General features: G+C 46.1%; 34 protein-coding genes. 25 read left to right on the top strand and 9 right to left on the bottom strand.

The features are described 5' to 3' along the window. Window positions 1-48 precede the first annotated feature (48 nt). Window positions 49-2,250: a hypothetical protein gene (locus tag PPRES148_RS03635; protein WP_149453277.1), complete on the bottom strand. Its 2,202-nt coding sequence runs from the start codon at window positions 2,248-2,250 to the stop codon at window positions 49-51. Between the two features lie 452 nt (window positions 2,251-2,702). On the opposite strand from PPRES148_RS03635, the gene PPRES148_RS10870 reads away from it, so the two are divergent. Next, entirely contained in the window at window positions 2,703-2,864 is a 162-nt protein-coding gene (locus PPRES148_RS10870) for a hypothetical protein (protein ID WP_187820534.1), read from the top strand. Window positions 2,865-3,179: 315 nt separating this feature from the next. Then, window positions 3,180-3,308, top strand: a complete 129-nt coding sequence (locus PPRES148_RS12840) for a hypothetical protein (protein WP_281289909.1) — start codon at window positions 3,180-3,182, stop codon at window positions 3,306-3,308. 765 nt (window positions 3,309-4,073) lie between these two features. On the opposite strand, the gene PPRES148_RS03630 is transcribed toward PPRES148_RS12840, so the two are convergent. The 5 genes from PPRES148_RS03630 to PPRES148_RS03610 form a co-directional block, all read right to left on the bottom strand. Then, window positions 4,074-4,979 carry a metal ABC transporter permease gene (locus PPRES148_RS03630; RefSeq protein WP_246142888.1) on the bottom strand — a complete coding sequence of 302 codons (906 nt, stop codon included), beginning with the start codon at window positions 4,977-4,979 and terminating at the stop codon, window positions 4,074-4,076. 311 nt (window positions 4,980-5,290) lie between these two features. Further along, window positions 5,291-6,169 carry a metal ABC transporter permease gene (locus PPRES148_RS03625; RefSeq protein WP_149453276.1) on the bottom strand — a complete coding sequence of 293 codons (879 nt, stop codon included), beginning with the start codon at window positions 6,167-6,169 and terminating at the stop codon, window positions 5,291-5,293. After that, complete coding sequence (locus tag PPRES148_RS03620) at window positions 6,166-7,302, bottom strand: metal ABC transporter permease (protein WP_149453275.1); 1,137 nt, start codon at window positions 7,300-7,302, stop codon at window positions 6,166-6,168. The genes PPRES148_RS03625 and PPRES148_RS03620 overlap by 4 nt, the downstream gene beginning before the upstream one ends. Before the next feature lie 7 nt (window positions 7,303-7,309). Then, window positions 7,310-8,116: a metal ABC transporter ATP-binding protein gene (locus PPRES148_RS03615; RefSeq protein WP_149454219.1), complete on the bottom strand. Its 807-nt coding sequence runs from the start codon at window positions 8,114-8,116 to the stop codon at window positions 7,310-7,312. 11 nt (window positions 8,117-8,127) lie between these two features. Then, window positions 8,128-9,075 (bottom strand): metal ABC transporter solute-binding protein, Zn/Mn family, encoded by a 948-nt coding sequence (locus PPRES148_RS03610; RefSeq protein WP_187820533.1) that lies wholly within the window; start codon window positions 9,073-9,075, stop codon window positions 8,128-8,130. A gap of 506 nt (window positions 9,076-9,581) precedes the next feature. Between PPRES148_RS03610 and PPRES148_RS12835 the strand changes: the two genes are divergently transcribed. From PPRES148_RS12835 to PPRES148_RS12235, 6 genes are all read left to right on the top strand, one after another. Beyond that, entirely contained in the window at window positions 9,582-9,707 is a 126-nt protein-coding gene (locus PPRES148_RS12835) for a hypothetical protein (RefSeq protein ID WP_281289908.1), read from the top strand. A 75-nt stretch (window positions 9,708-9,782) separates the two neighbouring features. Then, the gene (locus tag PPRES148_RS12830) at window positions 9,783-9,908 is read left to right on the top strand and encodes a hypothetical protein (RefSeq protein ID WP_281289907.1); all 126 of its coding nucleotides are present in this window, start codon (window positions 9,783-9,785) and stop codon (window positions 9,906-9,908) included. A gap of 1,004 nt (window positions 9,909-10,912) precedes the next feature. After that, a complete protein-coding gene (locus PPRES148_RS03605; protein ID WP_149453273.1) occupies window positions 10,913-11,518 on the top strand; it encodes a GNAT family N-acetyltransferase in 606 nt (201 codons plus the stop codon). A gap of 1,337 nt (window positions 11,519-12,855) precedes the next feature. Further along, the gene (locus tag PPRES148_RS03600; RefSeq protein ID WP_149453272.1) at window positions 12,856-13,206 is read left to right on the top strand and encodes a hypothetical protein; all 351 of its coding nucleotides are present in this window, start codon (window positions 12,856-12,858) and stop codon (window positions 13,204-13,206) included. Between the two features lie 196 nt (window positions 13,207-13,402). After that, on the top strand, window positions 13,403-13,846 hold the full coding sequence (locus PPRES148_RS03595; RefSeq protein WP_149453271.1) for a hypothetical protein: 444 nt from the start codon (window positions 13,403-13,405) through the stop codon (window positions 13,844-13,846). A gap of 1,153 nt (window positions 13,847-14,999) precedes the next feature. Next, the gene (locus PPRES148_RS12235) at window positions 15,000-15,308 is read left to right on the top strand and encodes a hypothetical protein (protein ID WP_149453270.1); all 309 of its coding nucleotides are present in this window, start codon (window positions 15,000-15,002) and stop codon (window positions 15,306-15,308) included. Between the two features lie 107 nt (window positions 15,309-15,415). Here PPRES148_RS12235 and PPRES148_RS03585 read toward each other — a convergent pair whose 3' ends face one another. Further along, window positions 15,416-15,700, bottom strand: coding sequence for a group II intron maturase-specific domain-containing protein (locus tag PPRES148_RS03585; protein WP_281289970.1), 285 nt, complete (start codon window positions 15,698-15,700; stop codon window positions 15,416-15,418). A gap of 113 nt (window positions 15,701-15,813) precedes the next feature. Here PPRES148_RS03585 and PPRES148_RS03580 point away from each other — a divergent pair, with 113 nt between their 5' ends. The 10 genes from PPRES148_RS03580 (at window position 15,814) to PPRES148_RS12805 (ending at window position 19,846) form a co-directional block, all read left to right on the top strand. After that, window positions 15,814-16,002, top strand: a complete 189-nt coding sequence (locus PPRES148_RS03580) for a hypothetical protein (protein ID WP_149453268.1) — start codon at window positions 15,814-15,816, stop codon at window positions 16,000-16,002. A 127-nt stretch (window positions 16,003-16,129) separates the two neighbouring features. Further along, the gene (locus PPRES148_RS03575; protein ID WP_149453267.1) at window positions 16,130-16,384 is read left to right on the top strand and encodes a UDP-N-acetylmuramate dehydrogenase; all 255 of its coding nucleotides are present in this window, start codon (window positions 16,130-16,132) and stop codon (window positions 16,382-16,384) included. Between the two features lie 846 nt (window positions 16,385-17,230). Continuing rightward, window positions 17,231-17,668, top strand: coding sequence for a hypothetical protein (locus PPRES148_RS12230; protein ID WP_149453266.1), 438 nt, complete (start codon window positions 17,231-17,233; stop codon window positions 17,666-17,668). Between the two features lie 376 nt (window positions 17,669-18,044). Then, window positions 18,045-18,209, top strand: coding sequence for a hypothetical protein (locus PPRES148_RS10860; RefSeq protein WP_187820528.1), 165 nt, complete (start codon window positions 18,045-18,047; stop codon window positions 18,207-18,209). A gap of 15 nt (window positions 18,210-18,224) precedes the next feature. Then, complete coding sequence (locus tag PPRES148_RS03560) at window positions 18,225-18,500, top strand: reverse transcriptase domain-containing protein (RefSeq protein ID WP_149453265.1); 276 nt, start codon at window positions 18,225-18,227, stop codon at window positions 18,498-18,500. A gap of 671 nt (window positions 18,501-19,171) precedes the next feature. After that, entirely contained in the window at window positions 19,172-19,297 is a 126-nt protein-coding gene (locus PPRES148_RS12825; protein ID WP_281289906.1) for a hypothetical protein, read from the top strand. Between the two features lie 36 nt (window positions 19,298-19,333). Continuing rightward, on the top strand, window positions 19,334-19,459 hold the full coding sequence (locus PPRES148_RS12820) for a hypothetical protein (protein WP_281289905.1): 126 nt from the start codon (window positions 19,334-19,336) through the stop codon (window positions 19,457-19,459). Window positions 19,460-19,465: 6 nt separating this feature from the next. Further along, complete coding sequence (locus tag PPRES148_RS12815) at window positions 19,466-19,588, top strand: hypothetical protein (RefSeq protein ID WP_281289903.1); 123 nt, start codon at window positions 19,466-19,468, stop codon at window positions 19,586-19,588. A 6-nt stretch (window positions 19,589-19,594) separates the two neighbouring features. Further along, window positions 19,595-19,717, top strand: a complete 123-nt coding sequence (locus tag PPRES148_RS12810; RefSeq protein WP_281289904.1) for a hypothetical protein — start codon at window positions 19,595-19,597, stop codon at window positions 19,715-19,717. 6 nt (window positions 19,718-19,723) lie between these two features. Further along, entirely contained in the window at window positions 19,724-19,846 is a 123-nt protein-coding gene (locus PPRES148_RS12805) for a hypothetical protein (RefSeq protein ID WP_281289903.1), read from the top strand. A 62-nt stretch (window positions 19,847-19,908) separates the two neighbouring features. On the opposite strand, the gene PPRES148_RS13285 is transcribed toward PPRES148_RS12805, so the two are convergent. Next, window positions 19,909-20,190 carry a hypothetical protein gene (locus PPRES148_RS13285; RefSeq protein WP_425468258.1) on the bottom strand — a complete coding sequence of 94 codons (282 nt, stop codon included), beginning with the start codon at window positions 20,188-20,190 and terminating at the stop codon, window positions 19,909-19,911. Between the two features lie 793 nt (window positions 20,191-20,983). After that, window positions 20,984-22,321: an IS256 family transposase gene (locus tag PPRES148_RS03550; protein ID WP_149453264.1), complete on the bottom strand. Its 1,338-nt coding sequence runs from the start codon at window positions 22,319-22,321 to the stop codon at window positions 20,984-20,986. 1,220 nt (window positions 22,322-23,541) lie between these two features. Between PPRES148_RS03550 and PPRES148_RS03545 the strand changes: the two genes are divergently transcribed. From PPRES148_RS03545 to PPRES148_RS03530, 7 genes are all read left to right on the top strand, one after another. Beyond that, window positions 23,542-23,796, top strand: coding sequence for a hypothetical protein (locus tag PPRES148_RS03545; protein ID WP_149453263.1), 255 nt, complete (start codon window positions 23,542-23,544; stop codon window positions 23,794-23,796). Window positions 23,797-24,101: 305 nt separating this feature from the next. Next, window positions 24,102-24,236 (top strand): hypothetical protein, encoded by a 135-nt coding sequence (locus PPRES148_RS12800; RefSeq protein ID WP_281289901.1) that lies wholly within the window; start codon window positions 24,102-24,104, stop codon window positions 24,234-24,236. Between the two features lie 65 nt (window positions 24,237-24,301). Beyond that, window positions 24,302-24,475 carry a hypothetical protein gene (locus tag PPRES148_RS10855; RefSeq protein ID WP_187820525.1) on the top strand — a complete coding sequence of 58 codons (174 nt, stop codon included), beginning with the start codon at window positions 24,302-24,304 and terminating at the stop codon, window positions 24,473-24,475. 350 nt (window positions 24,476-24,825) lie between these two features. Further along, window positions 24,826-24,981: a hypothetical protein gene (locus PPRES148_RS12225; protein ID WP_223127936.1), complete on the top strand. Its 156-nt coding sequence runs from the start codon at window positions 24,826-24,828 to the stop codon at window positions 24,979-24,981. A gap of 211 nt (window positions 24,982-25,192) precedes the next feature. After that, window positions 25,193-25,468, top strand: a complete 276-nt coding sequence (locus PPRES148_RS03540) for a hypothetical protein (RefSeq protein ID WP_149453262.1) — start codon at window positions 25,193-25,195, stop codon at window positions 25,466-25,468. A 98-nt stretch (window positions 25,469-25,566) separates the two neighbouring features. After that, on the top strand, window positions 25,567-25,770 hold the full coding sequence (locus PPRES148_RS03535) for a hypothetical protein (protein WP_223127935.1): 204 nt from the start codon (window positions 25,567-25,569) through the stop codon (window positions 25,768-25,770). Next, window positions 25,754-26,098 carry a hypothetical protein gene (locus PPRES148_RS03530; RefSeq protein ID WP_149453260.1) on the top strand — a complete coding sequence of 115 codons (345 nt, stop codon included), beginning with the start codon at window positions 25,754-25,756 and terminating at the stop codon, window positions 26,096-26,098. Before PPRES148_RS03535 ends, PPRES148_RS03530 begins: the two co-directional genes overlap by 17 nt. The last annotated feature ends 7 nt before the right edge of the window (window positions 26,099-26,105 follow it).

The following is a 26,105-nucleotide window of genomic DNA, read 5'->3' as shown; positions in this document are numbered from 1 at the left end:
TGTCTCCCTAACCTGTGGTCCGCATAGTTTCGGAGGGCCCGGGTACCACTACAGGGATGGGATCCCATGAGAGGGGTATTTCACGTTGACCTTCTCCGGAGAGGTACTGCTATCATGTAAATCAACCTGCATCAATCTAGGCTCAGCAATAGCCACCTCATCCCGTAGCCTACTTGCAGTAGCCTTGAGGTGACCTATCCACAACTGCTTACTCCAAGTCACTAGACCCTCCCGCCTTACATCCGCATGGTTTTCATACATTTTCCCTATCACATTTCTTAACTTATTCCCAATATCCTTGGGAATATCAACCCAACTACTCTCTTGATATATACGTATCAACTCTGATCGCCACCAATCGAGTGATTCTTCGTCATACCCATGCGGAAACACAAGAGGAAACAAACGTTCCCGTTTCAGTACGTCTCTCTTTATCCACGGGGGTTGGAATATGAACCATTCTTTTGGACGAGGGTCATGATCCTCTCGCCACCTACCCCACGTTTGCTGCTCCCGGTCCCATGTCTGTTTTTCAACCCTTTCCACTGCCGTCTCAAAGGAATCGAAATCTTTCCCTTCCATTGCCGTCCTAAGGAGATCGACATCCTCCCTACTGTAGCGTCCTTCAGTTTCCTTTCGATACGATGGATCAATGATTTTGCTCCATAAACGTCTACCCTCAGTAGCCAACATTTCCTTAAGGTCCTCGAGCTCCCTTTTCTCCAAGTACCATTCCCGAGCGGGACGGTTCATGTTTTTCTGTATGTTTTGTATCCTCTGTTTGAAATTAAGCGCATCTGATAGTAAACTCTGCATCTTTCTCAATTTTTTCTGGGAACACTCCAGCTGTCCTTTTCCTATGCACTCTACATTCGATTCTGTTCCCTTCCCTGCTCCTTCTATGCTCCCTTCGGTATCCTGTTCCCATTTTTCCGCAGTATCTCTTGCCAATCCTTCCCATAGTTCTGCTGTGTGTAGCATATGGTTCGATCGCCATTCCCATCGAAGGAGATGTTCAAATGCCTCGTTGTACCGCGCATTACCTTTTCTCATATCCTCTTTATTTGTCTCTATGAGGGTTTTCATCTGTCCAGTAATCTTGCTCAAGAGAGCGGAATTTTTATCCCCCCTAAGCCCACTCATAAGGGAGGAGTTGGGGTAATCTCTTTTGAATTTCCTCTCATTCTCTAGATCATCCTCGAGTTCATCAAGTATACCCCTTGCGATGGATATCTCAGAATCAAGAGGGGAGAGCTCTCTTTTTTTCTTCTCAACTATTTCCTTCTGCGATTCCACCCAAAAATTCTTTATCCTTATTCTATTGTTGACATCCGAGAATCTCTGATCAGTTTTTTTCGTAGTATTCCACAATTCAGTGATATGGTTCCTTAGCGTGAATGAACTATTAGCAGTTCCCACTGCTCCCGCCACCCCCGCCACAAGAAAGGGCAGACTTCTCTTCACCCGATTCTGATTCGGAAACGTCCGATCTACGAATTCCCCTGCTTCACTGGGATTTTTCGTTTGGTTTTCATCCCCCGGCACGGGTAGGTCATGATTCCTTACAGGTACAACGGATTCCCCGGGGGAATGTTCATTCATGGCTGTTTCATGTAGCCCTCTGTTTTTCCTGTGGGGTTCCTTCTCTGATTCCCGGGATGATCGTAGGCTCTGATCTCTTACACTCGGCGGAGGACCCTCTTGGTTCCCATTCGGTGCCCCTCTTGTCTGTCCTATACCCAATGGGTTGCTTGTAGTATTCTGGTGTGCATTGTTGTCGTATCCCCTCCTATTTTCGGATGGGGGATTTTGAATCCGGCTTTCATCCTTCGGTAAAGTTATACTATTATTTTCTAAATACATAAAAGATTCCCCAAGGGGATGTTGATTTGTAGCCGTTTCGTGTAATCCCCCGTTTTTCCTGTGGGGTTCCTTCTCGGGTTCTTGGGATGGTGGTACGTTCTGATCCCCTACCCCGAGCGAAAGACGATCCCGGTTCCAACTCTTTTCCTCCCACGAGGGTTGTGCTTCCCTAAAGCGTAGGGCCTCTTGATTCGCTCCGCCATCCTCCCTCTTTCCTACTACAGAACCCAGCGGGGAGGAGTCCTGTTTTTCCGTGCCTAACTGCTCTCCAAACGAGATGGGAGAGGGTGAAAGCGCTACCATACCGATACTATAAAAAAATAGGGAACAATTGCAAAAAGACAAGGATCGAATCGATCCTTTTTTATCAATCTTATCCATACTCAACCATCATCCTCCTACTTCCCTAAAACTACAGCATAGCGTATTGTGGCATAACAATCGCTAGAGAGTCAATACCCTAAATTTTTAGGATCTACGGTGTTCATAGCGGGTAGATGAACAGCGGAGACCCTAGGCTTCCCTATCCATGGTGTACAAAAATATTTTTGCATTCAAATTTTTTTATTTTCTTTTTCCCTACATTGTTGGCTTTTTTTCTAACATTCTGTTAAGTTTATTATGGAACGAGGTTGTTAGAACGCTGGCTGCCCGTTGAAATAGAGGTAGGGAACAAGCTTTTTATTTCTACTGGGATCGTTATTTTTATGTGGTTGGCCTTCCAGGTTGCAGTTTTCTTTCCCGCGCGTTCATGGGTATTGCGTAGGATTAGGAGATCATAGGTTTCGGGTTGGGTCCAGAGGGATTTGTTTTGCTGCATTCGATTGGGGTGCGGAACCATGGCCGGGGAGAGTTGTTTAGGATGGAGGTTGTTTGGTCCACTATCATTGCCTGGTGGCAGTAAGGTTACGAACTGTCCCGGTAGTGTCGTTGGGGTAGAGCATCCTGGTCGTGGGCGCGGGCTTAGGATAAAGGGGCTCTGGACCGAACCTCAGGCCTAGGATCGTATCAGGTGGTTTTTTCCTAATTCTGGATTCTAAGGGCAGATGAAAGGAAAGGACCCTGATTCAGGCCCACGTAGGGAACCACGAGAGACTGTTGCACGGACATTTGGCCTTAGCCAGGTGTAAAAGGGTATACCAAGGCTTCCGTGAACAGAGTCGAATCAACAACTCATAGTAGTGAAGAAGTGAAGAAACCCTTGTAATAAGGGTGGGGCGAAGGGTTCGGTGGGTTTCACCTTCGCATTCCTTGCCTGCAGACCATTCTTCGTTACGGTTTCACACCCTTTGAGGGGCAGGGGACGGATCCGTACTGTGGGATTTTCCCCCAATTTTATCGATTACCGCCTCTCATTTGCCATTGCTGTTGTCCGGTTGGCTATAGGGCCGGATTTCTGTCCATCCTTGCTATTATGGTCCTATCGGTTGGAACCCATTTCTTAATCTACTGGGACGTTGTGGCTATGGTAGAAGGGACATGGACTTTTCAGCGCTTTTCCCTAATACGGGAAGTCAATGGACAGGCTGCCTATCCCCATCGAACTTCTAGCTATCCATGATTTTTCTTTCTGGATACTGATTTTTTCTGATCACGTTGTACCACGGGTGTGGATGTTTATGGTTTCCCTTCCCTGAGTTTGCTGTTGACCCATATTTTACCGGAGGTAGAGGACATGAGTCATTCCCTTTTTACATAGTAACGATAACTTTCATTCCTTTCCATTAGTAGATAGTGTCTCATTTGTTGATCGGATCGTCTTGTCCATGGTAATGGAACAAAGTTCCGTCATTTCTGTAACATTGTCAACATTACAGGTTTTTTTGTTGTTTTTGCACTCCCCATGAACAGAATGAATCTTATATGTAAATTTAATAAAAATTAATATGAAATAATGTACATCCCTGAAGATACAAAACAGTAAAATATTATTATGTTACCCATTGCTCCACCCTATAGTTGGACTAGATTCACAGATAGGGTATTCCCCACAAGAGGTTGCACGGTCCTGCAAGGGAATGTTTTCCCGGAGGGCCAAAAACCCCCCGGGGGAGTGTACACACCCGTTCGAATACTGTCAGGGAAATCCTAATCTTAAATATTTTTTATAAAAATTATTTTATTGTTTGGGTCTATTGTATATTGCATGATCCAACGTTTGCCCTACCTATACATGGGGATGGGACGATCAGGTAAGAAGGGCGGGATCCCTAGGACTGCAATGACGATTTCCCACGTTCCCAAATGCGGGATAACCACTTATAGCGGGGGGAAAAACAAAGAGCCAAAAGGAAGCAGGCCCCTGCGATGAAGGACGTAGTTCCTGCTATGCTGCTTCCCCATTGGAGGGATAGCCAATAACCTACAACGGAGCTGAAAATTCCGATTCCCATGCTGATCAGGAGCATGGGGGAAAAATGTTGTGTCAGCATATAGGCCGTGGCGGCGGGTAAGATGAGCATGGAGATAACGAGTACGATTCCTACGCTTTCGAAGGCAGCCACTGTGGTCAGAGAGGTGAGGCCGATGAGAATATGATGGAGAAGGAGGGTGGGTATTCCGAGGGCGGATGCAAACAGGGGATCAAAGGTACTAACTTTGAGGGGGTGATAACACAGGATGATGAACAGAAGGTTAGTACATAAAATTCCGATCATGATGATGAAGGAACGCGGGACCTCCCAAGTTCCTATGGACCATGTATCTAGGGGAACGTAGGCGATTTCGCCAAAAAGAACGCAATCAAGATCAAGGTCAATACTTTGTGCGAACAGTGAAATGAGTAATACCCCGGTGGCAAACAAGGTAGTAAAGGTGACGCTAATAGCAGCATCATTCTGCACTCCCGTTTGGCGCAGGTATTCTACAATGAATCCTGTAAGCCAGCCGCATAGGGTGGCACCAATGAGGAGGATGGGTGTATGGCGTACACCCGCTAGACAAAAGGATGCGGCGATGCCGAATAGGATGGCATGACCTATGGCATCCCCCAGCATAGCCATTTTACGCAAGAGAAGGAAGCACCCCACTAATCCGCAGGTGGCGGCTACGGTAGCACCCGTGAGGAGGATCCAGGTATGATCCATTTGTTTGTCCTCCCTTTTTGGTCCTATCATTTTACCCCCTGATGCCGGATGAGGGGTTCCCTTGTTCATATAGTACCAGATATTGGGGGAGGCAGCATATCAATGAATATAGGGGGACAGTATTATCAATGAATATAGAGGGGGAGGAATTTTTATACATTTTGTAGGGTGTGGAGTTGCCCCGGGGAGAGTATAGGTGTGTCATTCCAGGGGATGTCATTCCGCAACCGTTCCTATGGGGGTGGGTGATGAGCAGCTTCCAGTTACAAAATTGATTGCATTGGTTCTAGGAAGTCATTCAAAAAAAGTCCCCCGCATGGGGGGATCGGAAGATGCGGGGTTCAGTCACGGGATAGTTGAATTTTTTGACGACAGAGATATCCAATCCAGCCATAATGGGGGGAGAAGAGAAGGGCAAGAACAAAATATCCACCCGCGGCTAATGCGATAGCCCCTGAGGAGGATATGTTCCATCGTATGGCCAACCCATAACCCGTCATCGTACTCATAATACCAATTCCCACGCTGGATAAGAGCATAGTGGACAAGTGGCGTGTCAGCAGATAGGCGGTGGCGGCCGGTATGATGAGCATGGAAATGACAAGAACCAGACCGCCGCTTTTTAGGGAGGTAACGCTGGTTAGGGAAACCAGACTCATGATGACATGATGGAGAAAAGCGACGGGAAGCCCTAACGATGCGGCTAGGAGAGGATCAAAGGTGCTGATTTGCAGGGGACGGTAGAGGAAGAAGAGGACCGTGAGGATAAGAATCAGGACGGCCGTCATGATTGTAAGGGGATAGGGGATTTCCCAGGAACCCATAGATAGGGTATCCAGTGGTATATCCATGAGTTCTCCAAATAGAGCACACTCTAGGTCGAGATCGATATTATTGGCTACTGTTTTTAGGATGACAACCCCTAGGGCAAACAGAGTGGTGAAAGTGACACTGATCGCTGCATCATTGGGAACACCCTTCTGGCGGAGGTATTCGATAATGAAACCCGTTAGCCAGCTGCATAGGGTGGCACCGATGAGGGAAAAGGTTGTGTTTCCATTTCCTGTAAGGTAAAAGGAAATAGCAACTCCGAATAGAACGGAGTGGCCAATAGCATCCCCCAACATAGCCGATTTTCGCAGTAAAAGGAAACATCCCATGATCGCACACGTGGAAGCAATGATAGAACTCGTGAGTAGGATCCAAATGTGACTCATCATGGAACGTCCGGGCACCTCCCCCTTGTTTCTCCTGGATCAGGGGTGGTCGGTGGGGGTATGATTGCCCTCCCTTTGGTAGTCAACTGAATGGTTATTTGCCCATCCCCTTGGGTGGTAGTATTTAGGCAACCCTTGTGTTTCCAGTACTGGAGGGCGGGGCAGAGGGCACGATGTCTGGTATGTAGATCTTTCCATGACCAGCAAGTGATCTGTTTTTCCGCATAATCCTGCACGATGATATCCCATAATTGATCACATTGGAATTTTTTTCGAAGATGACGCCGTCGACGGATTCGAGCTATGAGTCCCGTGTGGGGTGCATAGAGGAAGGAGAGCATGAAACACATGGAAGTAACAAGTATGATTAGGGGCCCTGTGGGTAGATGGTCCCCTAGAGTACTCAGAAGGGTTCCCGTCACCCCGGAGAAGGCACCTAAGCTGGCGGCCAACCAAGTCATGCTACGTAGATCCTTTACCCAATAGCGCGCGGTGGCTGCGGGTGTGATGAGTAGGGAGGCAACTAAGATAACGCCCACAGCTTGTAGGCCGATGGTGACTGCCAATGTGGACAGTAAGAGGAGGAGTCCGTCCAGTCGGGATGTGGAAAAACCCATGCTTTCGGCGAAGGCTGTATCGAAACAGAGAATTTTCAATTCTTTGAAGGTGAGAAAGAGGAGAAGTAGTAGAAGGGCTGCCAGGATGGCCATGGCCTTTAAGTCATCCCGGATCAAGGAGGCCGCTTGCCCAAAAAGCATTCGATCTAGCCCACTTTGCTGGGCGTTTTCCATTTGCTGCAAGCGGGTTAGCATAACAATGCCGGCACTGAAGAACACAGAGAGAACAATGGCTAGGGTTGTGTCCTCCTGTAAGGGTGTATGACGGGGGAGCCAATAGATGCAGAAGGCGGCGCATAGAGAGGCCCCCATGGCCCCCATGAGGAAGGGTATAATTTCCTTTCCACCCGTTAGGAAGAAAGCAACACAAACCCCGGGCAGAGTTGCGTGCGCTAGGACGTCGCCTACTAGACCCCGACGGCGTAGGAAAACAAAGGTCCCCAGGGCCCCACAGCAAAATCCCAATAGGGATGTGCCTAGCAGTACCCACCAGAGATTAGGGAGTACATTCCAGAACATGGACGATTCACCCCGTTCTGCGTCGCGTAGTTACCCCCTGAGGAGTTAAGGGGCTCTGGATATGACCATATGCTTGTTGGAGAATCTCGGGATGTAGGATTTCGTCAGGATCACCAAGGGCCACCATACGTACATTGAGCAAGAGCATGGTATCGAAATATTCCCTTGCTGTGTGTAGGTCATGGTGAACCACCAGGATTGTTTTTCCTCCGTCGCGTAGATCTTTCAGGACATCGACGATGGATTTCTCTGTAGTGGCGTCCACACCCGCAAACGGTTCATCCATTAAGTAGATATCAGCATCTTGTGTCAGGGCACGGGCGAGAAAGACGCGTTGTTGTTGGCCGCCAGAGAGTTGCTGTAAGGGTCGTTTGGCTAGGTCTTGTAGTTGTACCTTCTCCAAACAGTTCCAGGCTATATCGCGATCCTCTGGGGTAGGACGTCGGAACCATCCACATTTTCCATAGCGTCCCATTAGGACTACGTCGAACACATGGGTGGGGAAGTCCCAGTTCACACTCTCGCGCTGTGGAACATAACCTACGCGAAGACGTTGTTTCTGGTAGGGCGCACCGTAAATCTCGATCTCCCCCTGGGAAGAGGGGGTGAGACCAACAATAGCTTTGAGTAGGGTTGATTTTCCCGCCCCATTAGGACCAAATATTCCTGTTAGGGTCCCTTCCTCCATTTTGCAACTGACCTGTTCTAAAACATACTTGTGGTGGTAGGCTACGGATACCCCTTTCAGATCTAGGGGAGGAAAGGCGTTAGGGATCGATTCTCCTTGCCGGGAGGTGTTCCCTTTATTTTCCATTTGATTGGTTATCATTTCAGTCCCTCCACAATGGTTTTCACATTGGCCCTCATCATGCCGAGGTAGGTACCGGCGGGCCTTTGTGGATGATCCAGGGAGTCAGCAAATAAAGTTCCCCCCTGACGTACGGTGATTCCTTTGTATTGTTTAGCGCCCTCAACGATGGCCTCGATACCCTTTTTGGGTGCGCTTGTTTCTATGAATATGGAACGAATGTTACGGTTTACGATGGTTTGTATGACCCGTTGGATATCGTTCATACCGGCTTCCAAGGAGGTGTTTATACCCTGTAGACTGGATATCTCTATTCCGTATGCTTTCATGTAGGAGAAGGCATCGTGGGAGGTGATGAGTACCCTCCTCTCCTCGGGTATGGAAGACAAGCTCTCCCGAATTTCGGTCTCTAATTGAATGAGTTTCTGGTCGTAAAGATTTGCTCTTTTTTGGAAGTCTGTGCATTTCCCCGGGGTCCCCTCACAAAGGGCTTTGGCAACGATAGGAACAGTTTTTCGATATAGATTGACGTTGTTCCAAAAGTGTGGATCGAAGGACCCCCCATCAGCCTGAATGAGCTGATCTTTGGGAAGGTGATCCCCTACTTGTACGACTTTTTTGCCTTTCTTGCTCATCTTCCTGATGACCTCATCGGTGCGTCCTTCTAGTTTCAGTCCGCTTGCGACAATGAGGTCGGCGTTTCGCAATTTACCAAGATCCCCAGGGGTAGCCTTATAGGTATGTGGGTCAATTCCGTGACCCATGAGGCTCCTGATTTCTACATCTTCACCGCCAATTTCCTTGATGAGGTTTTCCATGATGTTGGTGGTGGTGGTTACCTTCAGGCGGTGCGGGCCGATTGTGGTGGTTTCTGAGTTCTGAATTGTGTTGAGTATCCACAGGAAGAGGGCTACAAGGAATAACGAACAGCCACCCACCCAGAATATATAGCGACGGTTGATCATGGTGGGTAACAGACCTCCTTGAGGGGTTCTAAAGATTTTGCTGAACGATTCCTTATCGCGGGAAATTTTCCGCAAGTTGTGGCTACCTTGTGATTCCATTGTAATGAGAATCTTTCTCGATTGTCAATGTTGGGGTGGGGATCTTTTTCACTACAATCGGGGGATGGGTTGGACTAGGGAGACTGATGGAGGCATATGGGGACCCTGCATGGGATGGTTATTATACATATATGAATTCTAGAATATTTTTAAAACATGAATCTATTCTTTTTGCAGTAGGTAGTGCATAGGCATATGCTAGGAATGTCAGTCCTAATCGTGGGGTAGGCAATTTTCATCATTACTGGGAATATTTCCGTGGGTATCATTGGCATGGGACCGACAGAATTTGGTGCTTCCAGACTTTCTATTCAGAGGGCTTATCCGTTTGTTGTTTATTGTGGGGGGCCTCTTTTTTGTAGTTGATTCTATATTTCCCTTTTACCCTTTTCTGATGGGGTCTCCCCTTGGAGTTACTCGGGGCGGAAGCATGGGTTGCTGGGGAAATTCAACCAACCGGGAAGCTTATGGTAGCCCCGGGCCCTGTTTTGGGGTACCCCTTGGTTTCGGTTTGGTGTATTTCCTTCTGTTGACCTTCTTGGTTTTTACTTCCACCTCGGGGTGTTTCCTTCTTTCTCCTTATTTCCGCGTTTTCTGGGAGTCCTTGCTTGGCATACGATGTGGGAAAGTTTGTAGTTAGTGTGGCTAATTATGACACCTTGGATTGGGCTTGTTCTCCCCTTTGGAACTCCTTTCGAACCAAGAACCAGATGGTGGATACCCTAATAGGATGATTATTGCATTCAAACAGGACGTCCCTTTCAGTGGGGTTGGGATTTTGTAGGCAGACAGGGTTCGAGGGTTTACGGGACAAACCCGAAACCGATAGGGTTCAATTTGCCTATGGGGAGGGTGTGGCTAGGGACCGGGGGGTATAAATTTTTATTTAAATAAATTTTATATAATATTATAATCAATTCTATTTTTGTTTCTATTGATTGTTTCTATATATGCTCTATATGGTAAGGATGTTGCTCCCCTGGTCCCGTAGTTGGGAATAGGGAGGATTTTACTAGGGAAGTACCCTGGTTTTGGATTGTTATGTGCATTTCAGTAAAATATACATAATATTTTATTTTAATAAATATTATCATGCAATATCAATATCAATAAACAAATAAACAAGGTCTCGGGTGGTAATACCCACAAGCGTGAATGGGGGGTTATTTGTTCCCTCCTATGAGGGTTTTTAGGACGTCGGTCCTATGTGATGGTTGGCTTTTCCTCTTGTGATTTACTTCATGATCCAGTGCAGGGACCGTATGATCCCTGGGTGGCATTATATGTAGAAGGAGCTACGGGGTGGTTCAGGGTGGGGTGCGGTCCGAGATTCCCAATCGATAGGGGTATTGGGACGGGATGCTTATTGTTTATAGTTGTTTGCCAACAACATTATGATTAGGAAAAAGGGGGGAATTTTCTTTCCCTATGGTAGGGATGGTGGCTTTAGATATCCCGTTCTCTTCGAGTTATCTGATGGACCTGGTATGCATTAGGTCCGTTGCATTGATTATTTTTGTATATTTTTTCAAGGGGTGATCTTTTCTCTAGATTGGGTTTTCCGCTATCTCCTATAAGAGGTCCCCGTCAGACAGATGGGTCTACCGTTTCACACTGCAGGGACTACGCGCTTTGTATTTGTGAACGCACCAATATCGTATTGTTTACCACAGGATCAACATGTGAAAAATAATCGATCACCTAGGTATCTGAGTAAGGGGGAGGTGGTGGATATCATATGGGGTGCCACATCGAGACGGAACGCCTCATTCTACGGGATTGGGAGTATGAGGATTTAGAACCCCTATGGAAAATGAATCAGGATCCTAGGGTGAGAGAGTTCTCGCCTGTCGGATATACGGGATGGGAAACAGAGGACATGGTTCGGTGGTTTTGTCAGCACTGGTGGGAATATGGATTCACCAGTTTTGCTTGTGAAAGCAAGGAGAATGCAACCTTTATAGGCCATGTGGGATTGGTTGTCTGTTCTTTTGAGGCCCATTTTACCCCCAATGTGGAGATTGGGTGGCGCTTGGATGCACGGTATTGGGGTAGGGGGTATGCCACGGAGGCGGCTAGGGCGGTATTGGCGAAGTCCTTTACGGATTATGGACTGAACGAGGTAGTGTCGCTTACGGTTCCCAACAATATGCGATCGAGGAGGGTGATGGAGAAGATTAATCTCCTCCATGATGAGGATGGGGATTTTCAACATCCCTATCTACCCCAGAATCATCCGCTGAGTTGGCATGTTTTGTATCGATTATCCAAGGGTGAGTATATCCATAGTACGGATCAAAAAGCTCATGGGGATGAAGGAGGATGGGTGTGTTGGGGTGAGTGATGGTTTGCCAGTTTCGTAAGAGAGGGGTAGGAAGAACGTGACACCAGACTGGGATACTGAATGGGTAAAAATCCCATGGGACATAAGAGTCGCATAATGTGAGGAGTAGTGTGTGTGGTTGTATGAGAGGGTTGGCTGGGATGCTAGCCCTACTGGACGGAACACCAATCCCTATCAGGGGAGTATGTTTATCCTAAAAAAGCAAGGGGGGAGTGTAGGTAATTTATGGGCAGTAAAGGATAGGCGTTCTATTCACCCCTACCCGTCTACTGGCCTCAATGGCATTGGAGGATTGGGGGGATATAACATCGAATAAAAACAGGCATAAAAATAATGGTCCCAACTCGTCATACAAAAGTAAAGAGTTATTATTGGATATGAAGAAACTCGATAGTGAATTTAGTCTACTATTTGAAAAAACAATGCGGAATGAAATATCTAGGGAAGATGTGAGGGAGCTTGTATAGGTTGCATTTCAAATTTGGTGTCGGGGCCCCGTAGGGTCCCTTTTTTTGTCCTCCCCGCGTCGTCTGATGACCTGTCTCTGAATCTTCTTTTTTATTAATTATTTAAATATAATATATAATAAAATCTAAATTGACCCTATTTACTCTATAGATTCATTCCTCCCATTATTTTCCTTCCACATAGGACCCCTTTGTTGGACCTGTCTTAGTTACCTCCGATTGAAATCCCTTGCAGGGGGAGATTTTTTCCTCTGTACCCCTCCCTTTTGGTCCGTTGTTTCGCCGTTGAATAGGACTGATCCGTGGTGCACAGAACCCTTCCCTTTCTCTTCAGGGGTTTAGCGGTACATTGCTCGGTGAATGTACATCCCTCGCATATGATTATATAAAATAATAATATGTTGAATAAATCGTTGTAAAATTGACTTGAAAACATAAAAAACACTCTTAGGGAATGAATATCCCCTAAGAGGTTGCACGCAAAACGTATCGTAGCACGTGCTCAGGGTTCCCAAAAAAATTTACATGCCCGATCGAATGCAACTGAGGGCTTCTTTGCGTAGTTGACAAACCATATAATGGAAAGTTATGATTCTGTTGTGAGTGGATTTTCCGAGAAATTAGCCGGGGGAAGAAGGGAGAAAAGCCAGTTGAGTTATGATTTTTTAAGTTAATTTAATTATTTTGGACAAAGATGATATGATAAGTGAATCGATTTGTATCTACTCCTGAGGATGTACAAAAAAAAAAAATAAATTATTATATGCCTGTTTTTGAAAATAGAATAAATAGGGAACAGTTCAATGAAAGTATTGTAATAACATCATACTCCCTGTTCCATCACTGTAAAATACTACAAAAGGGGATGTGATGAGTTTGTTCTTCAACAGGAACTTGTATCGAAAATTGTCGCCTGGGACAAGTGCTATCGCGCTGGTTGCTGCTATCTCCTTTCCTGTAGGGGGGGCGGCGTCGGCAAAAGCCACTGCATTTGGATCCCCACTATCTGGTGGTCAAGAGCGTCAGGTAGGACTGAATGTCCCTCAGAATATGGGTGATTACCCTACAGGAGAGGGAATGGATGGGCAGATGTGTGACATGACTGCTTTGGGGAGTTTGTTCGTGGAAAATGAAATACCCCCCCATGCAGTTGCCCGGTTACGATCGGAACTTACACATAGAACGTGTGAATCGGTCCCCGGAGGCCATTCGGAAACTTGAAGCACATACATATTTGTAGGACAGGGATAGGGTCATCAGTGGGAAAGTGGAAGATGCTAAATTTTTTAAGGTTGATTTGAGGGACAGAGATGATGTCCCTGAGGGATTCAAGAAGGTATTGGGTTTCTCCCCTCCTGGATTTTTTGTTTCCTACCCAATTCTCCACAAAGAAACAGGGGAGAATATTGGGTCCATTATGAGGCTTTGGGCTGACGATGTGTCTACGCCCACGATAGCTGTAACTTCATACAATGGCAAGGATTCTTTTTATTTCTTTGATGAAAACAATATGGAATCTCTTCACCTTGATGAGAATAAGAATTTGTTGAATGACAAAGGCGAGATCATTCAGAAAAATTTAACTGAATATTATGTTAGAAATGGAATGGATGGGCGTAATAGAAGCAAGCGTTTTGGGTTTGGGAGCTTGTGTCATAATTGTACTGCAATACTAGATATGGTTTCTGCACTTGGTAGTGGAGGCTGCGGCTGGGCATGCTCTAGGGTAGCCGTAGTGTGGGGACGTGTGCCTATGGGTATGTTTCTCCTAGGTTTTGGCTGTTATGGAGCTTGTGAATATGTCAAGACTTATGGATACGGTCATGCACACAGGCGTTTCTGTGGGGGGCTTTGCGATTAGCTTGGTTGAGTTTTTGTTGGAATTTGGTACTGATGAGGATGTCCCGTTCTCTAGGGAGGGTATTCTGCTGATAGAGGCCCCTGCAGTGATAAATTTAGCATTACAATAATGGATGGAGGGTCCTTTCCTTATGGGAAGTAGCCTTAAAAAACTCTCACATCCTATAAACAGTATGCTGCTGAGAAGGACCCTATCGTGTGTACTGTTTTATTTTCACAAGGTTAGATTGTATATTTGATATAGAGTAAATCTATAGGTCTGTGTCCTCCCCTCTTCCCTAGATTTCAGAAAATTATGGGGAGTAGTTTTTATATCCTGGGTACTTGTTCTTTCAAATATGTTATTCCAATTTTACTATGTATGAAGAATTTGGATAATTTTTATGTTAACAATTTTCATATTTTTATTTCCCTTTTCTTACCCACGGATAGGATCGTGAAATACGGTTTTTTCTCAAAAATCATATTGTAATGGGAATCAGACAAGGTCTGGGGGAAATTCCCTATTCTCGACCCCAGGGGAGATTGCTATGAAAATAACATTTCTTTTTACCTTATATTTTTTTCTTCCATGTTTTTTATTATTTCTGCCTGTCATCATATGGATAGAGTCAGGTTTCTCCAATACAGGATATACTTTATCTGGTTTTGCTCCGGTTCCGGGTTTCCTTTCTTTCTATATTGTCCTATTCATTCTTTCTGTTTTTTATCCTATCAGTACAGTAAGAATACCCAATGATGATGTTTTGTCAAAAAAAAGGAGAACTACAACCATAGTGATGGGGATTGTTATAGGCATGTGTTTTGGAGTGGTAAGGAGGATTATACATGAATACAACACGGGTTTTGCCTATTCCTTGGTCTTTTGGTCCCTTTTGTCTATTTTTTTCTTGTTAGTCATGATTGTAGTAGTAATGTGGAGAAAATGTTCACAGTCCTTAGGGGAGAACAGCCGGATTTTAGAGCATTATTTGCTATTGTGGCATAAAGAATGGAGGAATAGTTCGTCTTTTAATAATAATTGTAATTATCATAAAAAATATTTTCACATTCCGTGGTTGGTATTGTACATCGCATCCACTTCTCTCATCTGTATGTACGTGGGTGAGACATGGCCAGTAGTCCTGGGTTTTTTAGTGAGTTACGGGAGTCTGATGGCTTTAATCTGGCAATTGGGTTTTGGTTTGGGACCCTTTCACCCTTGGTATCCTCCCCGTTGGTGTAATTCTGTAATGATGAGTGTAGTTGTTTTGATTGTGTTTGGATATTGGCTTACTCACCAAACTCATTTGCTGTTTCTTCGGGAGTATCTCTGGGATCATTTTCCCTATCTTTTTCTAAGTCATCCACCAATTTTGAGTCAAGTGGCTGCATTTAGCCTCTTTTTCTACCTCTCATATTGCCAGCCCAATTTTACTTATACATGGACACAAGGTCATGGTAAGGGGAGGAATGTCGAGTAGATCCGGCATCTCAGCCGTCGAGTAGGGTTGGCATTTCAGCCAACCCTCCCACAAAACCAAACGTAATACTTCCGCATTATGTGGTTCTTATGGTCTCATCTTAGCGCCTAATTGATGCCAATGGGCGAATATTTTCCCGTATCTTTTTCGTAATATACTGGATCCACATTCAGGCTTTTCGCATGCTGTTGAGCTTCCTGTATTTCTTTTTGGCCTATCAAGGCCAAAACATTGTCATCGAAGCTGCGTAGAGCTTTTCTTAGATGTGAGGGATAAAGGGCGCCATAGTAGTTGACCCAACCCATCAATATTGGATCGGATATTTCCTCTATCCCATGCAGTTCCATATCTGTCCTCAAATGCCTCCTTATTTCTTTCCCCCGCTTGGCAATCCTCTTCCTCGATTTTCGGCTGATGGCTGGATTGTATCCTAGAAACTATTAGGCCCCCTAGCATAATTGACCCTGATCGGTACAATAGGGGTACTTTCCCGTGAGGGGTAAACATGAAAACGGTTCGAAAAAAATTCCCGTTGGAATTCAAACAAAAGGCGGTTGAACAAGTAAAGAATGGACGTATCTCGGCTGAACTTCTGATTCCCCTCCCCGCGGAGTGGGGGGTCTTTCTGGAAAAGGGGTGCAAAGTAACAGACATCGATAGTCGGCAATCATTGGGCCATCAGCCCCCTCGGTGAAATGATGGCATTTTCTAGAGAACAACTTACTTTTCGCTATCGTTTCTCCTGTTTACAGGGGGGCGTTCAGCAGTATATAGTGGTGAGTGCTGATTTCCAGTTGTAGCCCGCCGAGGCTGGGCATTGTTTGGCTCGTATTGCTGCCTATAAGGAATATCGGCTGCGGACACAACCTATCTCTGATCCCTGTAGTGGTAGCGTATTTCGTAATCCGCCGGGCGACTACGCAGGTAGGTCGATCGAGGCTGCTGGGTTGAAGGGACACCGGATTGGTGATGCACAGATTTCCCCCCTGCATGGTAATTTTTTTCTCAATCGTGGTTCGGCCACTACTACTGATATGCTAGGCGTTGGTGGATCATGTTCAAGGGGTTGTAGATGAGAAATTTGGGAGAGATCTGGTATCGGAGATCCGGATGTTAGGACAAGATTCCATTTCCTACTAATCGTAGTCAATCTTAATAAACGGTTAAGCTTTCTGAGCCATAGGTTGTCGACATGGTACTGTTGGAGACCTCCCCAAGGAAGGGGTAGGTCCATTATACGCCTTGCGGCCTGCTCTGGGGGGACAGTAAACCAGTCTATTGTCCCTATAATTGGCCGGCGGAAGTTGCGTCTACCAGGTTCCGAAACCCCTTTGGTGGTTTTTGCAGGGGGGGGGAAGCCAGGGATCGCTATGGATCAATCAGTCTGTGCAGGTCCTTTTGCCTCGTTGCAAGGGTCGTTCTGGGGGTTAATTTTGTTTACATTACAGGGGATCGTGAGAGAGCTAAACAGTGTTGGGAGGGGTCGGGAAATCCATCCAACATAGCGGTTGTTCCTATGTGTACGTTTTCGGAAGTTTCAAGAATTTGATTTGTTGTATATTCGTAATATATTTTAAACTATGGAGGCAACATTTAATATAATGAATAAAGCAAATAATAGATGTGCGTTCGCTATATTTTTTATCGTTCCTATCTTATGGGGCCCTTACCATAAATCTACAGCTTCTCCCCCAGAGAAGCTAGCCGGGTCTGATATCCAAAATCTATCATCCCCATATTCGTTGCCCCCACATGGGGATATATTGTTACCCAAGGAAAACAATTCCGAACGTGGTAGACTTAGGGAAAAAAGGTCTCCTATGAGAAGGAGAGGTTCTAGAGAATACTCAGGATCCTCGTACGGATCCAACTCGCACGAATCCAATATAAATGATAGATCCCCTATGGATGGTGGATCCCCTATGGATGGTGGATCCCCTATGGATGGTGGATCTCCTATGGATGGTGGATCCCTTATGGATGTATCGGATCCAAATCTACCATCTTCGTCTTCGTCGGAGGCACAACTGGAACGACAACGGTGGCAACGACTGCAGCAACAACTGCAGCTGCAGCAACGGGTGCAGCAACAACTGCAGCAACGGATGCAGCAACAACTGCAGCTGCAGCAACAACTGCAGCAACAAATGCGGCAACGTGAACTGGATCCGGGGCCATCCATACCATCTTATGAGTCGGTGATAGCCCCCAATGGCCGCCAACACCGACAACCGCCGCCGTCGTATACTGCGTCGTATACTGCCCGCTATGACCAACCGCCACGTGTAGACGACACAACCCCGCCCCCGTATACTGCAGCACGCTCCCCACATGATACCCATTCCGATTCCGATTCATAGGGCAGAAATTCGCATCTACCATCATCAACTTCGTCTTCGTTGGGGACACCACAACTGAGGAATCAGCGACAGTAATAGGTGTAGGGGCCCCCTACGGGGCCCTTTTTTGTCCTCACCCTTCCAGGGGCGATATCAAAAAGCAGGAGGTACTGGATGCATGGTTCCAGGTTAAGCAAAATGGTGGAATACACGGGATAGATAAAGTATCTATTGCCAAGTTTGGAACCAAACGAAAGAAAAATCTATACAAGATAGGGAACCGAATGAATGCAGGGTTTTATTTCCCGCCCAAGGTCCGAAGGGTGGAAATCCCGAGCCGGACGGCGGGAAGAGACCCCTCAGAATACCCACAATAGGGGATAGGATCGCCCATACGGTGGTTAGGAACCGACTCGAATATTGTGAGAGGTGGCTCAAAGCTTCGGTGCAACTACTCGATGGAACGATTGAAGAAAGGACTAAGGGTACACCACAAGGGGGTGTAATTAGCCCCCTACTGGCCAATTTGTTTCTGCACTATGCCCTAGATCGATGGTTATAGGAACATCATCCAGATATTGAGTTCGAAAGATATGTGGATGACGTGATCCCTCGTTGTGAAAATCAAGTCCAAGCCGAAAATCTTCTAGGAGAACTGCAACAGAGAATGGCTCAGTGTGGTCTGGAACTACATCCGACAAAAACCAAAATCTTTTACTACAAGGATGGCTGGAAGACAGGGAAGTACAAAGGAACTTCTTTTGACTTCCTGGGGTTTACGTTTTGCCCGCGTCAGGCTGTAACCCGTGTGGGGAAGAGAAGGTTTTTAGGATTCAATTGGGACTCTTTGTAGGGAAGACGGGGAGCAAAGGGGGGCTTGTTGGGAGGGTTCAGGGGGGAACCCTCAAAAAAATAGATTCAGGGATGGGTCATCAGACGAAGCAGAGGGGACAAAAAAGGGCCCCTACGGGGCCCCGATACCAAATTTGGGATGCAACCGGAATGTACATTCATTCGCCGAGTAATGTGTCGCCAAACCTCTGAAGAGGGGGGGAAGGGTTTCTGCGCAGCACCACGGATCAGTCCCATTCAACGGCGGAACAATGGGACAAAATGTAGGGGTACAAAGGGATAACCATCATACAGCCGTGAAGGGGGTTTGTTGGCAGGGCATCCCGTTGGGTTGCATCCCAACGGGATGTAATCCCCTAGCTTAGATATACCACGTCGATCCTTTTGGCCTTATAGATGCTGCCGATTGTTCTGATCCCGATGTTGTCGATTGTTCTGATTCCGATATTGTCGTCGGCGTCGTACTGATGTCTGGGTATGAACTTGATGACTATTCCTGTCGTCTAGATAATGGACTCACTCGGGCCACTGATCGTCCAGGTGTTATGCCCCCTGACTGTCCGAGATTTTGCTAATGCTCGTTCTGTCCAAGCTGCGGTTGTTGTCATACTGGTGGTGGAGGGGGAGGTAAGGTAGGACGTTGCGGTACCTGAGCCACTGGTTGTCTAGATAATGGACTTACTCGGGCCACTGGTCGTCCAGGTGTTATGTTCCCTGACTGTCCAAGATTCTGCTGATGCTCGTTCTGTTCAAGCTGCGGTTGTTGTTGTACTGGTGGTGGAGGGGGAGGTAAGGTAGGATGTTGCGGTACCTGAGCCATTGGTTGTCTAGATAATGGATTTACTCGGGCCACTGGTCGTCCAGGTGTTATGTTCCCTGACTGTCCGAGATTCTGCTGATGCTCGTTCTGTCCAAGCTGCGGTTGTTGTTGTACTGGTGGTGGAGGGGGAGGTAAGGTAGGACGTTGTGGTACTTGGGCCACTGGTCGTCCAGGTGTTATGTTCCCTGACTGTCCGAGATTTTGCTGATGCCCGTTCTGTCCAAGCTGCGGTTGTTGTTGTACTGGTGGTGGAGGGGGAGGTAAGGTAGGACGTTGTGGTACTTGGGCCACTGGTCGTCCAGGTGTTATGTTCCCTGACTGTCCGAGATTCTGCTGATGCTCGTTCTGTCCAAGCTGCGGTTGTTGTTGTACTGGTGGTGGAGGGGGAGGTAAGGTAGGACGTTGTGGTACTTGGGCCACTGGTCGTCCAGGTGTTATGTTCCCTGACTGTCCGAGATTTTGCTGATGCCCGTTCTGTCCAAGCTGCGGTTGTTGTTGTACTGGTGGTGGAGGGGGAGGTAAGGTAGGACGTTGCGGTATCTGAGCCATTGGTTGTCTAGATAATGGACTCACTCGAGCTATTGGCCGTCTAGGTGTTGTGTCTTCTATTGGTATATTTGATACATGTCTTTGTGCAGACGATGGTATTTGTGAGTTCGATGTTATTGGTATATTTGATACATGTCTTTGTGCAGACGATGGTATTTGTGAGTTCGATGTTATTGGTATATTTGATACATGTCTTTGTGCAGACGATGGTATTTGTGAGTTCGATGTTATTGGTATATTTGATACATGTCTTTGTGCAGACGATGGTATTTGTGAGTTCGATGTTATTGGTATATTTAGTACATGTCCTTGTGCAGACGATGGTATTTGTGAGTTCGATGTTATTGGTATATTTAGTACATGTCCTTGTGCAGATGGTGAGGGAGGCGATGGACGGTGGGGACTACCTATTGCCATGGTCATGTTAGTGGGGAACATGCTAGCTAGAAAAAATGATGATATTATTAGTGTCGACACTCTTTTGTGGTTACTATTCACTACATTCGAACCCCTTTTTAAAGTTTTAATATTTTTTCATAAATTATCATTACTTGTCTTCATGGTACCCTAAATCATTATAGCATCGATTTTATCTATGTTGTATTTCTTTTTATATATATATAATTTCTATATTTACAAAATATTTACATGTACCCGATATCTTAGAAAAAATTGGGGGATGGTACGATCGCCCCTTCCCTGATGTTCAAACAGCCCGGGCCACCCTCTTAATTATTTATAGAAAATTTTATTATATATTTTATTCTATATATTTATCGATACTACCCCCTCGTCGTGATCAGATTGGGGTGGCTCAAGAGGGATTTTCTTCTTTCCCTTCCATAACCCCAAAGCATTACTGGTGATATCCCTTTTTCGGTTGTAATCTCCCCCTGATTGACTTTCTTGGGTTCCCCATCCTTCGGAAATCATATCATCGTAATGAATTATAACCATTGACATACATAATAAAAGTTAAAATTACACAATAATTTAAAAATTATAATAAAACATAAAAAATTACTGTAAATGGCAATTATGTAAAAAAATGGAAGCCATACCCATACTCAGGGTAGGTTGGTTTTCCTGAAAATAAATGTAAGAATATTATTTTTTTAGTGTGAAGATAGGGGATACATGGCAGGGATAGCGAATTCTCCCAGTCCCCATGCGGACACAGAGTGATTATCCATCCCACTAAGTTTCTTTGCCTGCTCTAAGTTGAAATTTTTATACACGGAATCAATCACCCTTTGGAATGAATCAAGGGTAGGATAACAGCTCACTCCATTCGTATAACGTCTGGCCTCCCTGTGATTTCTCTCTAAGGAACCCGTTGTACGATTTTGAACAGCATCCGCTAGGTCGTAATCGAGATACGTTGTCACATCATCAAAGGAAGCCCATAGACCTTCAACGAGCTTGGGCAACTTGGATTGATAGTCATCACTAAAGCGTATCAAGCCATGAAGGGCTTCTTTTTTGTCAAGAACATGAAAAATGTCTTGATAAATCCGGCTTCGGATGGGTTCCCACTTCACTCCTTTTTTTCTCGGTCTATCCTTTCTGAAGGCCTGGTAAAGATTCACCATTTTGTGGAATTGACACCCTTGAAAACCTGCTTCGGGATATACTTGGCTTAGCGCCTTTCTGATTCCCTTATGACCATCAGCAATAAAAAGGGTATCAGGACCCATCCGTAAACCACGGTCGTAAACATTTTGGAGGGCTTCATACCAAGTTTCAGCTGTTTCGGGGGGATTTACCAAACTTGATAAAACCTCATCTGTTTTTATCCCTGATGTATTTTTCCTACTCGCTTTTATGACATAGACAGCTACTTTCCCGAATCCACGAACGGGTTTGTAGTAAGCATCCACCTTTACGGTCCTAATTTCATGCGGGTTTCTTATGGGTTCCTCATTGAATCCTCTATTCTCTTCCTTTAGATGTCCCATAAGTAATCTTGACACAGTGGAGCGTGAGATTTTTGATCGCAGAATATCATTCGACAATTCGGATATTTTTTTTATGGACATACCGGCCTTACGTAAGGAGGAAAGAATATCTATACACGACTTCGTATATTTTTTGTAGGGTTTAGTAACCGCAGATCGGAAATGCCCTTTCCTTGGCTGGGGGTCATAGTAAACCACAATTCCTTTGCTGGTGCGTTTTTTACGTTTTTTATAACCATTTCGGTCTACTTTTGGGAAATCGGGACCCCTTTGGTGTTTCTCCCGGCCACCTAAAATTTGTTTTTTAAACTGATAATTGGCTATAAAAGTATAAGCCCTCCCCATGGGACCAGGAGCCCATTCAGAATCTTCCTCGATCTCTTCCACTACATGGGGGATGGATTCCTGAAGCGATAATCCTTTCTGTTCGTAATGTTGTATACGTTCTTCTATCCTTTTTTCCATTCTGTCTACATCCAAGTCAATTGGAATCATAAAACCAACCTTTCCTATATTAAGTTTTTCATTTCAGAAACCAAGCGGTTGTCCTCTATACATTTCCCCACTCTTGTCTTGTATTTCCCTTTTTTATCTCACCTAACCCTGTTGATCATCATGCATATCGCGGAGGATCCAGAAGGGATCATGGAACAGAGTTTTTGAGTAGAGGATCGACTGTTTCCCAAGGGCAATAGCGGGAATTGCGTATGTAAAAGTGAGAAGGACTATAGGGTCGCATAGGGCTACATAAGGGCAACGACAGTCATAGAAGAACCCCCCTTCCCCACAAGGGAGAGGGATAAAAGAAGGCCATGCAGCAGCGCCATTCTGGAGCCCCCACGATGGAGAAGCCAGGCGCCATTACACAATGGGCCAGGCCAACACAAACAACAATGGTGAGTTGGAGGGAGGAGGGGTAGGGGCGCGAAAACCCCCTGGCCTAGGCCAGGGGGCAAGGGGAAAAGAACAAAAACACAAGGGAATCAAAACAAAAGATCAAGGGACTAAAGGCAAAAACAGAGACCAAAAACAGGGGGAGGGAGAGCTTTAGGTTCTACTGAGATTCCCGTTTCGTGTAGGAGGGACGTTTTGCTGACCTATGGATTCCTCCAGAGGGAACCCCCTGATTAAAATAAAATTATTCTGAAGATATATCTAACCACGATTCCGAGAAAAAGCACCCCTATAACGCCTTTTGTGCTATTTACAATATGATTTAACAATAAATTTCTATCTATTTATTAAAAACATAAAAACAATTGTTAATCGAAAAGACGCAAATAGGGAATTTTTAGGGACCACAGACTACCCGCTCTTGAATCTTACAGCGGAAAGTGGGATATGACCGCATTACTACGTAAATTTTATGTAGGAAGGGCCCTAATTCGCTTATGTTAACCATGGGACCGGGGAAAATGGCATTCTTTACATATAAACTTATATTGAATAAATATGGAAAAAATAAATATAAATAAACATAGAACGGTGTATAAATATTATATAAAATTTATTTAAATAAAAATATACACATCTTCATTAGCCACTTCTTCATAAGTTTGAATTTCGATATTCCGGGATGAACAGGCCAACGTACGAACATTATGGATTGAAAATACAATGGGTTGGTATTGTAAGGGATCATTGGGAATTCCCTAACACTGCGGCACTTTCATATGGGATCAAACGAATTGCAAGGATCGGGGAACTGGGGTAGGATGAAAATCGGGAGGATCCCCTCTGGATACGCGGGATTCTGTCTCGTCTTGGAACCTGTTGCGTGTCGTTCCCCCGGGTCCTTGTGGGACCAGATACCATCCTATTTTCCCTCTAAGCGGGAAATTGTGGTGTGGGTTGATTGTATTGATCCGGTGGCAGATTCCGGAACCCACAATGTGTGGCGGTGGAGGGGGATTTTTTGTTTGCCAGGGCGTTTGTGTGTGGATAGGGAAACAGAGGGGTTCCCATCGTGATGGATTGCTTTGGGCACGGGGAAAGGGTGTGTGATCTTTGCATACGCATTGGTGTTGTGTGTCAAGAAGTCGTTCAAGAGATGAAGGTTGCTCGGCCCTTCGTAACCGGCTGGTAGGTAGCAGGTTACAAACCGCCTAGTGTTGCTGGGGTAAAGCGCCCTGGTAGTGAGCGATCTAGGAAAAGGCAGGGCATGACCCTGTCAGGTGGGAATCGGGGAGATCAGCGAAAGCGAACCGTTCGAAGACGCATCGAAAGGCGTAGTCCATGTCAAAACCGAGGTGGGGCACTAACGTCGGGATAAACCGTGGGGGACGACCTATCTTCTGCCCCGGTGGCATGCGGTGTACAGGCGGGATGTGTGTCAAGAAGTCGTTCAAGAGATGAAGGTTGCTCGGCCCTTCGTAACCGGCTGATAGGTAGCAGGTTACAAACTGCCTAGTGCTGCTGGGGTAAAGTGCCCTGGTTGTGAGCGATCTAGGAAAAGGCAGGGCATGACCCTGTCAGGTGGGAATCGGGGAGATCAGCGAAAGCGAACCAGCCGAAGACGCATCGAAAGGTATAGTCCATGTCAAAACCGATGTGGGTCCCGAACGTCGGGATGAACCGTGGGGGATGACCTATCTACTGCCCCGGTGGCATGCGGTGTTCAGGCGGGATGAACCCGATGTAGGCTCTTGATCGGAACTTGAGAGATCGTCGTACGGCGTCTGGCTGTCGCCAGATGTATAAAGACCGAGGACAAACCGAGGTTCCGTGCACGAAGTTGGATCAGCTCATAGTAGTGAGGAAGCTTCTGTAATGGAAGTGGAGCGAAGGGGCTGACTCATCCTGCGGAGGACAGTTAGATGAGAACTTTAGCGGGAGATCCGCTGGAGGAGATCAAACGACAACTTTAGTGGGAGATCCACTGGAGGAGGCCACTGGAACCTCGGAGCAACATCCCCATAATCGAAGTAGGACCTAAAGGGTCTGAAGATTGGGATGGGATGAGAAGAGCCGGATGATGCGAGAGTATCATGTCCGGATCTGTGAGGGACTCGGCTGAAATGCCGGGTCTACTCGACGAACCCGATTTAGGCTCTTGGTCGGAACTTGAGAGATCGTCGTACGGCGTCTGGCTGTCGCCAGATGGAAAGACCGAGGATAAACCGAGGTTCCGTGCACGAAGTCGGATCAGCTCATAGTAGTGAGGAAGCTTCTGTAATGGAAGTGGAGCGAAGGGGCTGACTCATCCTGCGGAGGACAGTTAGATGAGAACTTTAGTGGGAGATCCACTGGAGGAGGCCACTGGAACCTCGGAGCAACATCCCCATAATCGAAGTAGGACCTAAAGGGTCTGAAGATTGGGATGGGATGAGAAGAGCCGGATGATGCGAGAGTATCACGTCCAGTTCTGTGAGGGACTCGGCTGAAATGCCGGGTCTACTCGACGACCTTCATGGAACGGTGAAAGCTACACCTGCGGCAGCTAGGGTAGTGTGCAATCAATTGTTCAATTTGGGACTCTCACTGGAATCATCGGACTACCTTGCTTTTGAACCCTTTGGTGGTTGTGTGGAGGGTGGGCTGAGAGCGGGGGAAGCCGATCGTTTGTGGAGCCAGTGGGCAGCCTATTTTTATGAAAATGGTCATCCCTTGGAACATGCAGCCACTGCTCTGCAAAAACCCTAGGAGGATCACGAGATTCATTTCATTACCGCGGGAGGTTACGGAGACATGGTTGAAGAAGCACCTGTTTCCTTTCACGGGAAAAAAATTGCATATGACCTGTGGTTATGGAAAAAATAGGGTTATGTAAGGAATTAGGTATAGAAATATTTTTTGAAGATTATCCTTTTGAAGATTATCCTTTTGAAGATTATCCTGTTGATATTCGGGACCTGATTCATCATAAAATTCCGACTATCATCAAGGATGCACCGTACAATCAGTCTTTCCCATACCCCCTTGCGGCGGATGCGATGTTGGAGTGAGGCAGAGGGGCTTATTTGGATTGCATGCCAGGAGGCACGCAAGGTACTGAGGGCGTTGGGTGGGGACTATAAAAATATTCTATACGAAAATCTATTGTCCCGCCGATCCAATCCATTGGAAGTGCGGGGTTGTGGAGGGGAAACGGAGCGCGAACATTATGCGCGTGGGAACGGGGTCTCAGCTATATATCCGTCGGGGGATATCGGTTGCATGGTCAACGGTGTTGGACTAGCCATGGCAACGATGGATATTTTGCACCATTTTTGGGGTAGGCCCACCAATTTTCCTGATATAGGTGTGGGGTCACCGCTGATCGTATTGCGGTAGCCTTTGA

It is taken from the genome of Pasteuria penetrans, from assembly GCF_900538055.1.
Classification (GTDB): Bacteria; Bacillota; Bacilli; order Thermoactinomycetales; family Thermoactinomycetaceae; genus Pasteuria; species Pasteuria penetrans.
Note: the sequence above shows the minus strand (reverse complement) of the source record. Positions and strands in the feature narration are given on the sequence as shown.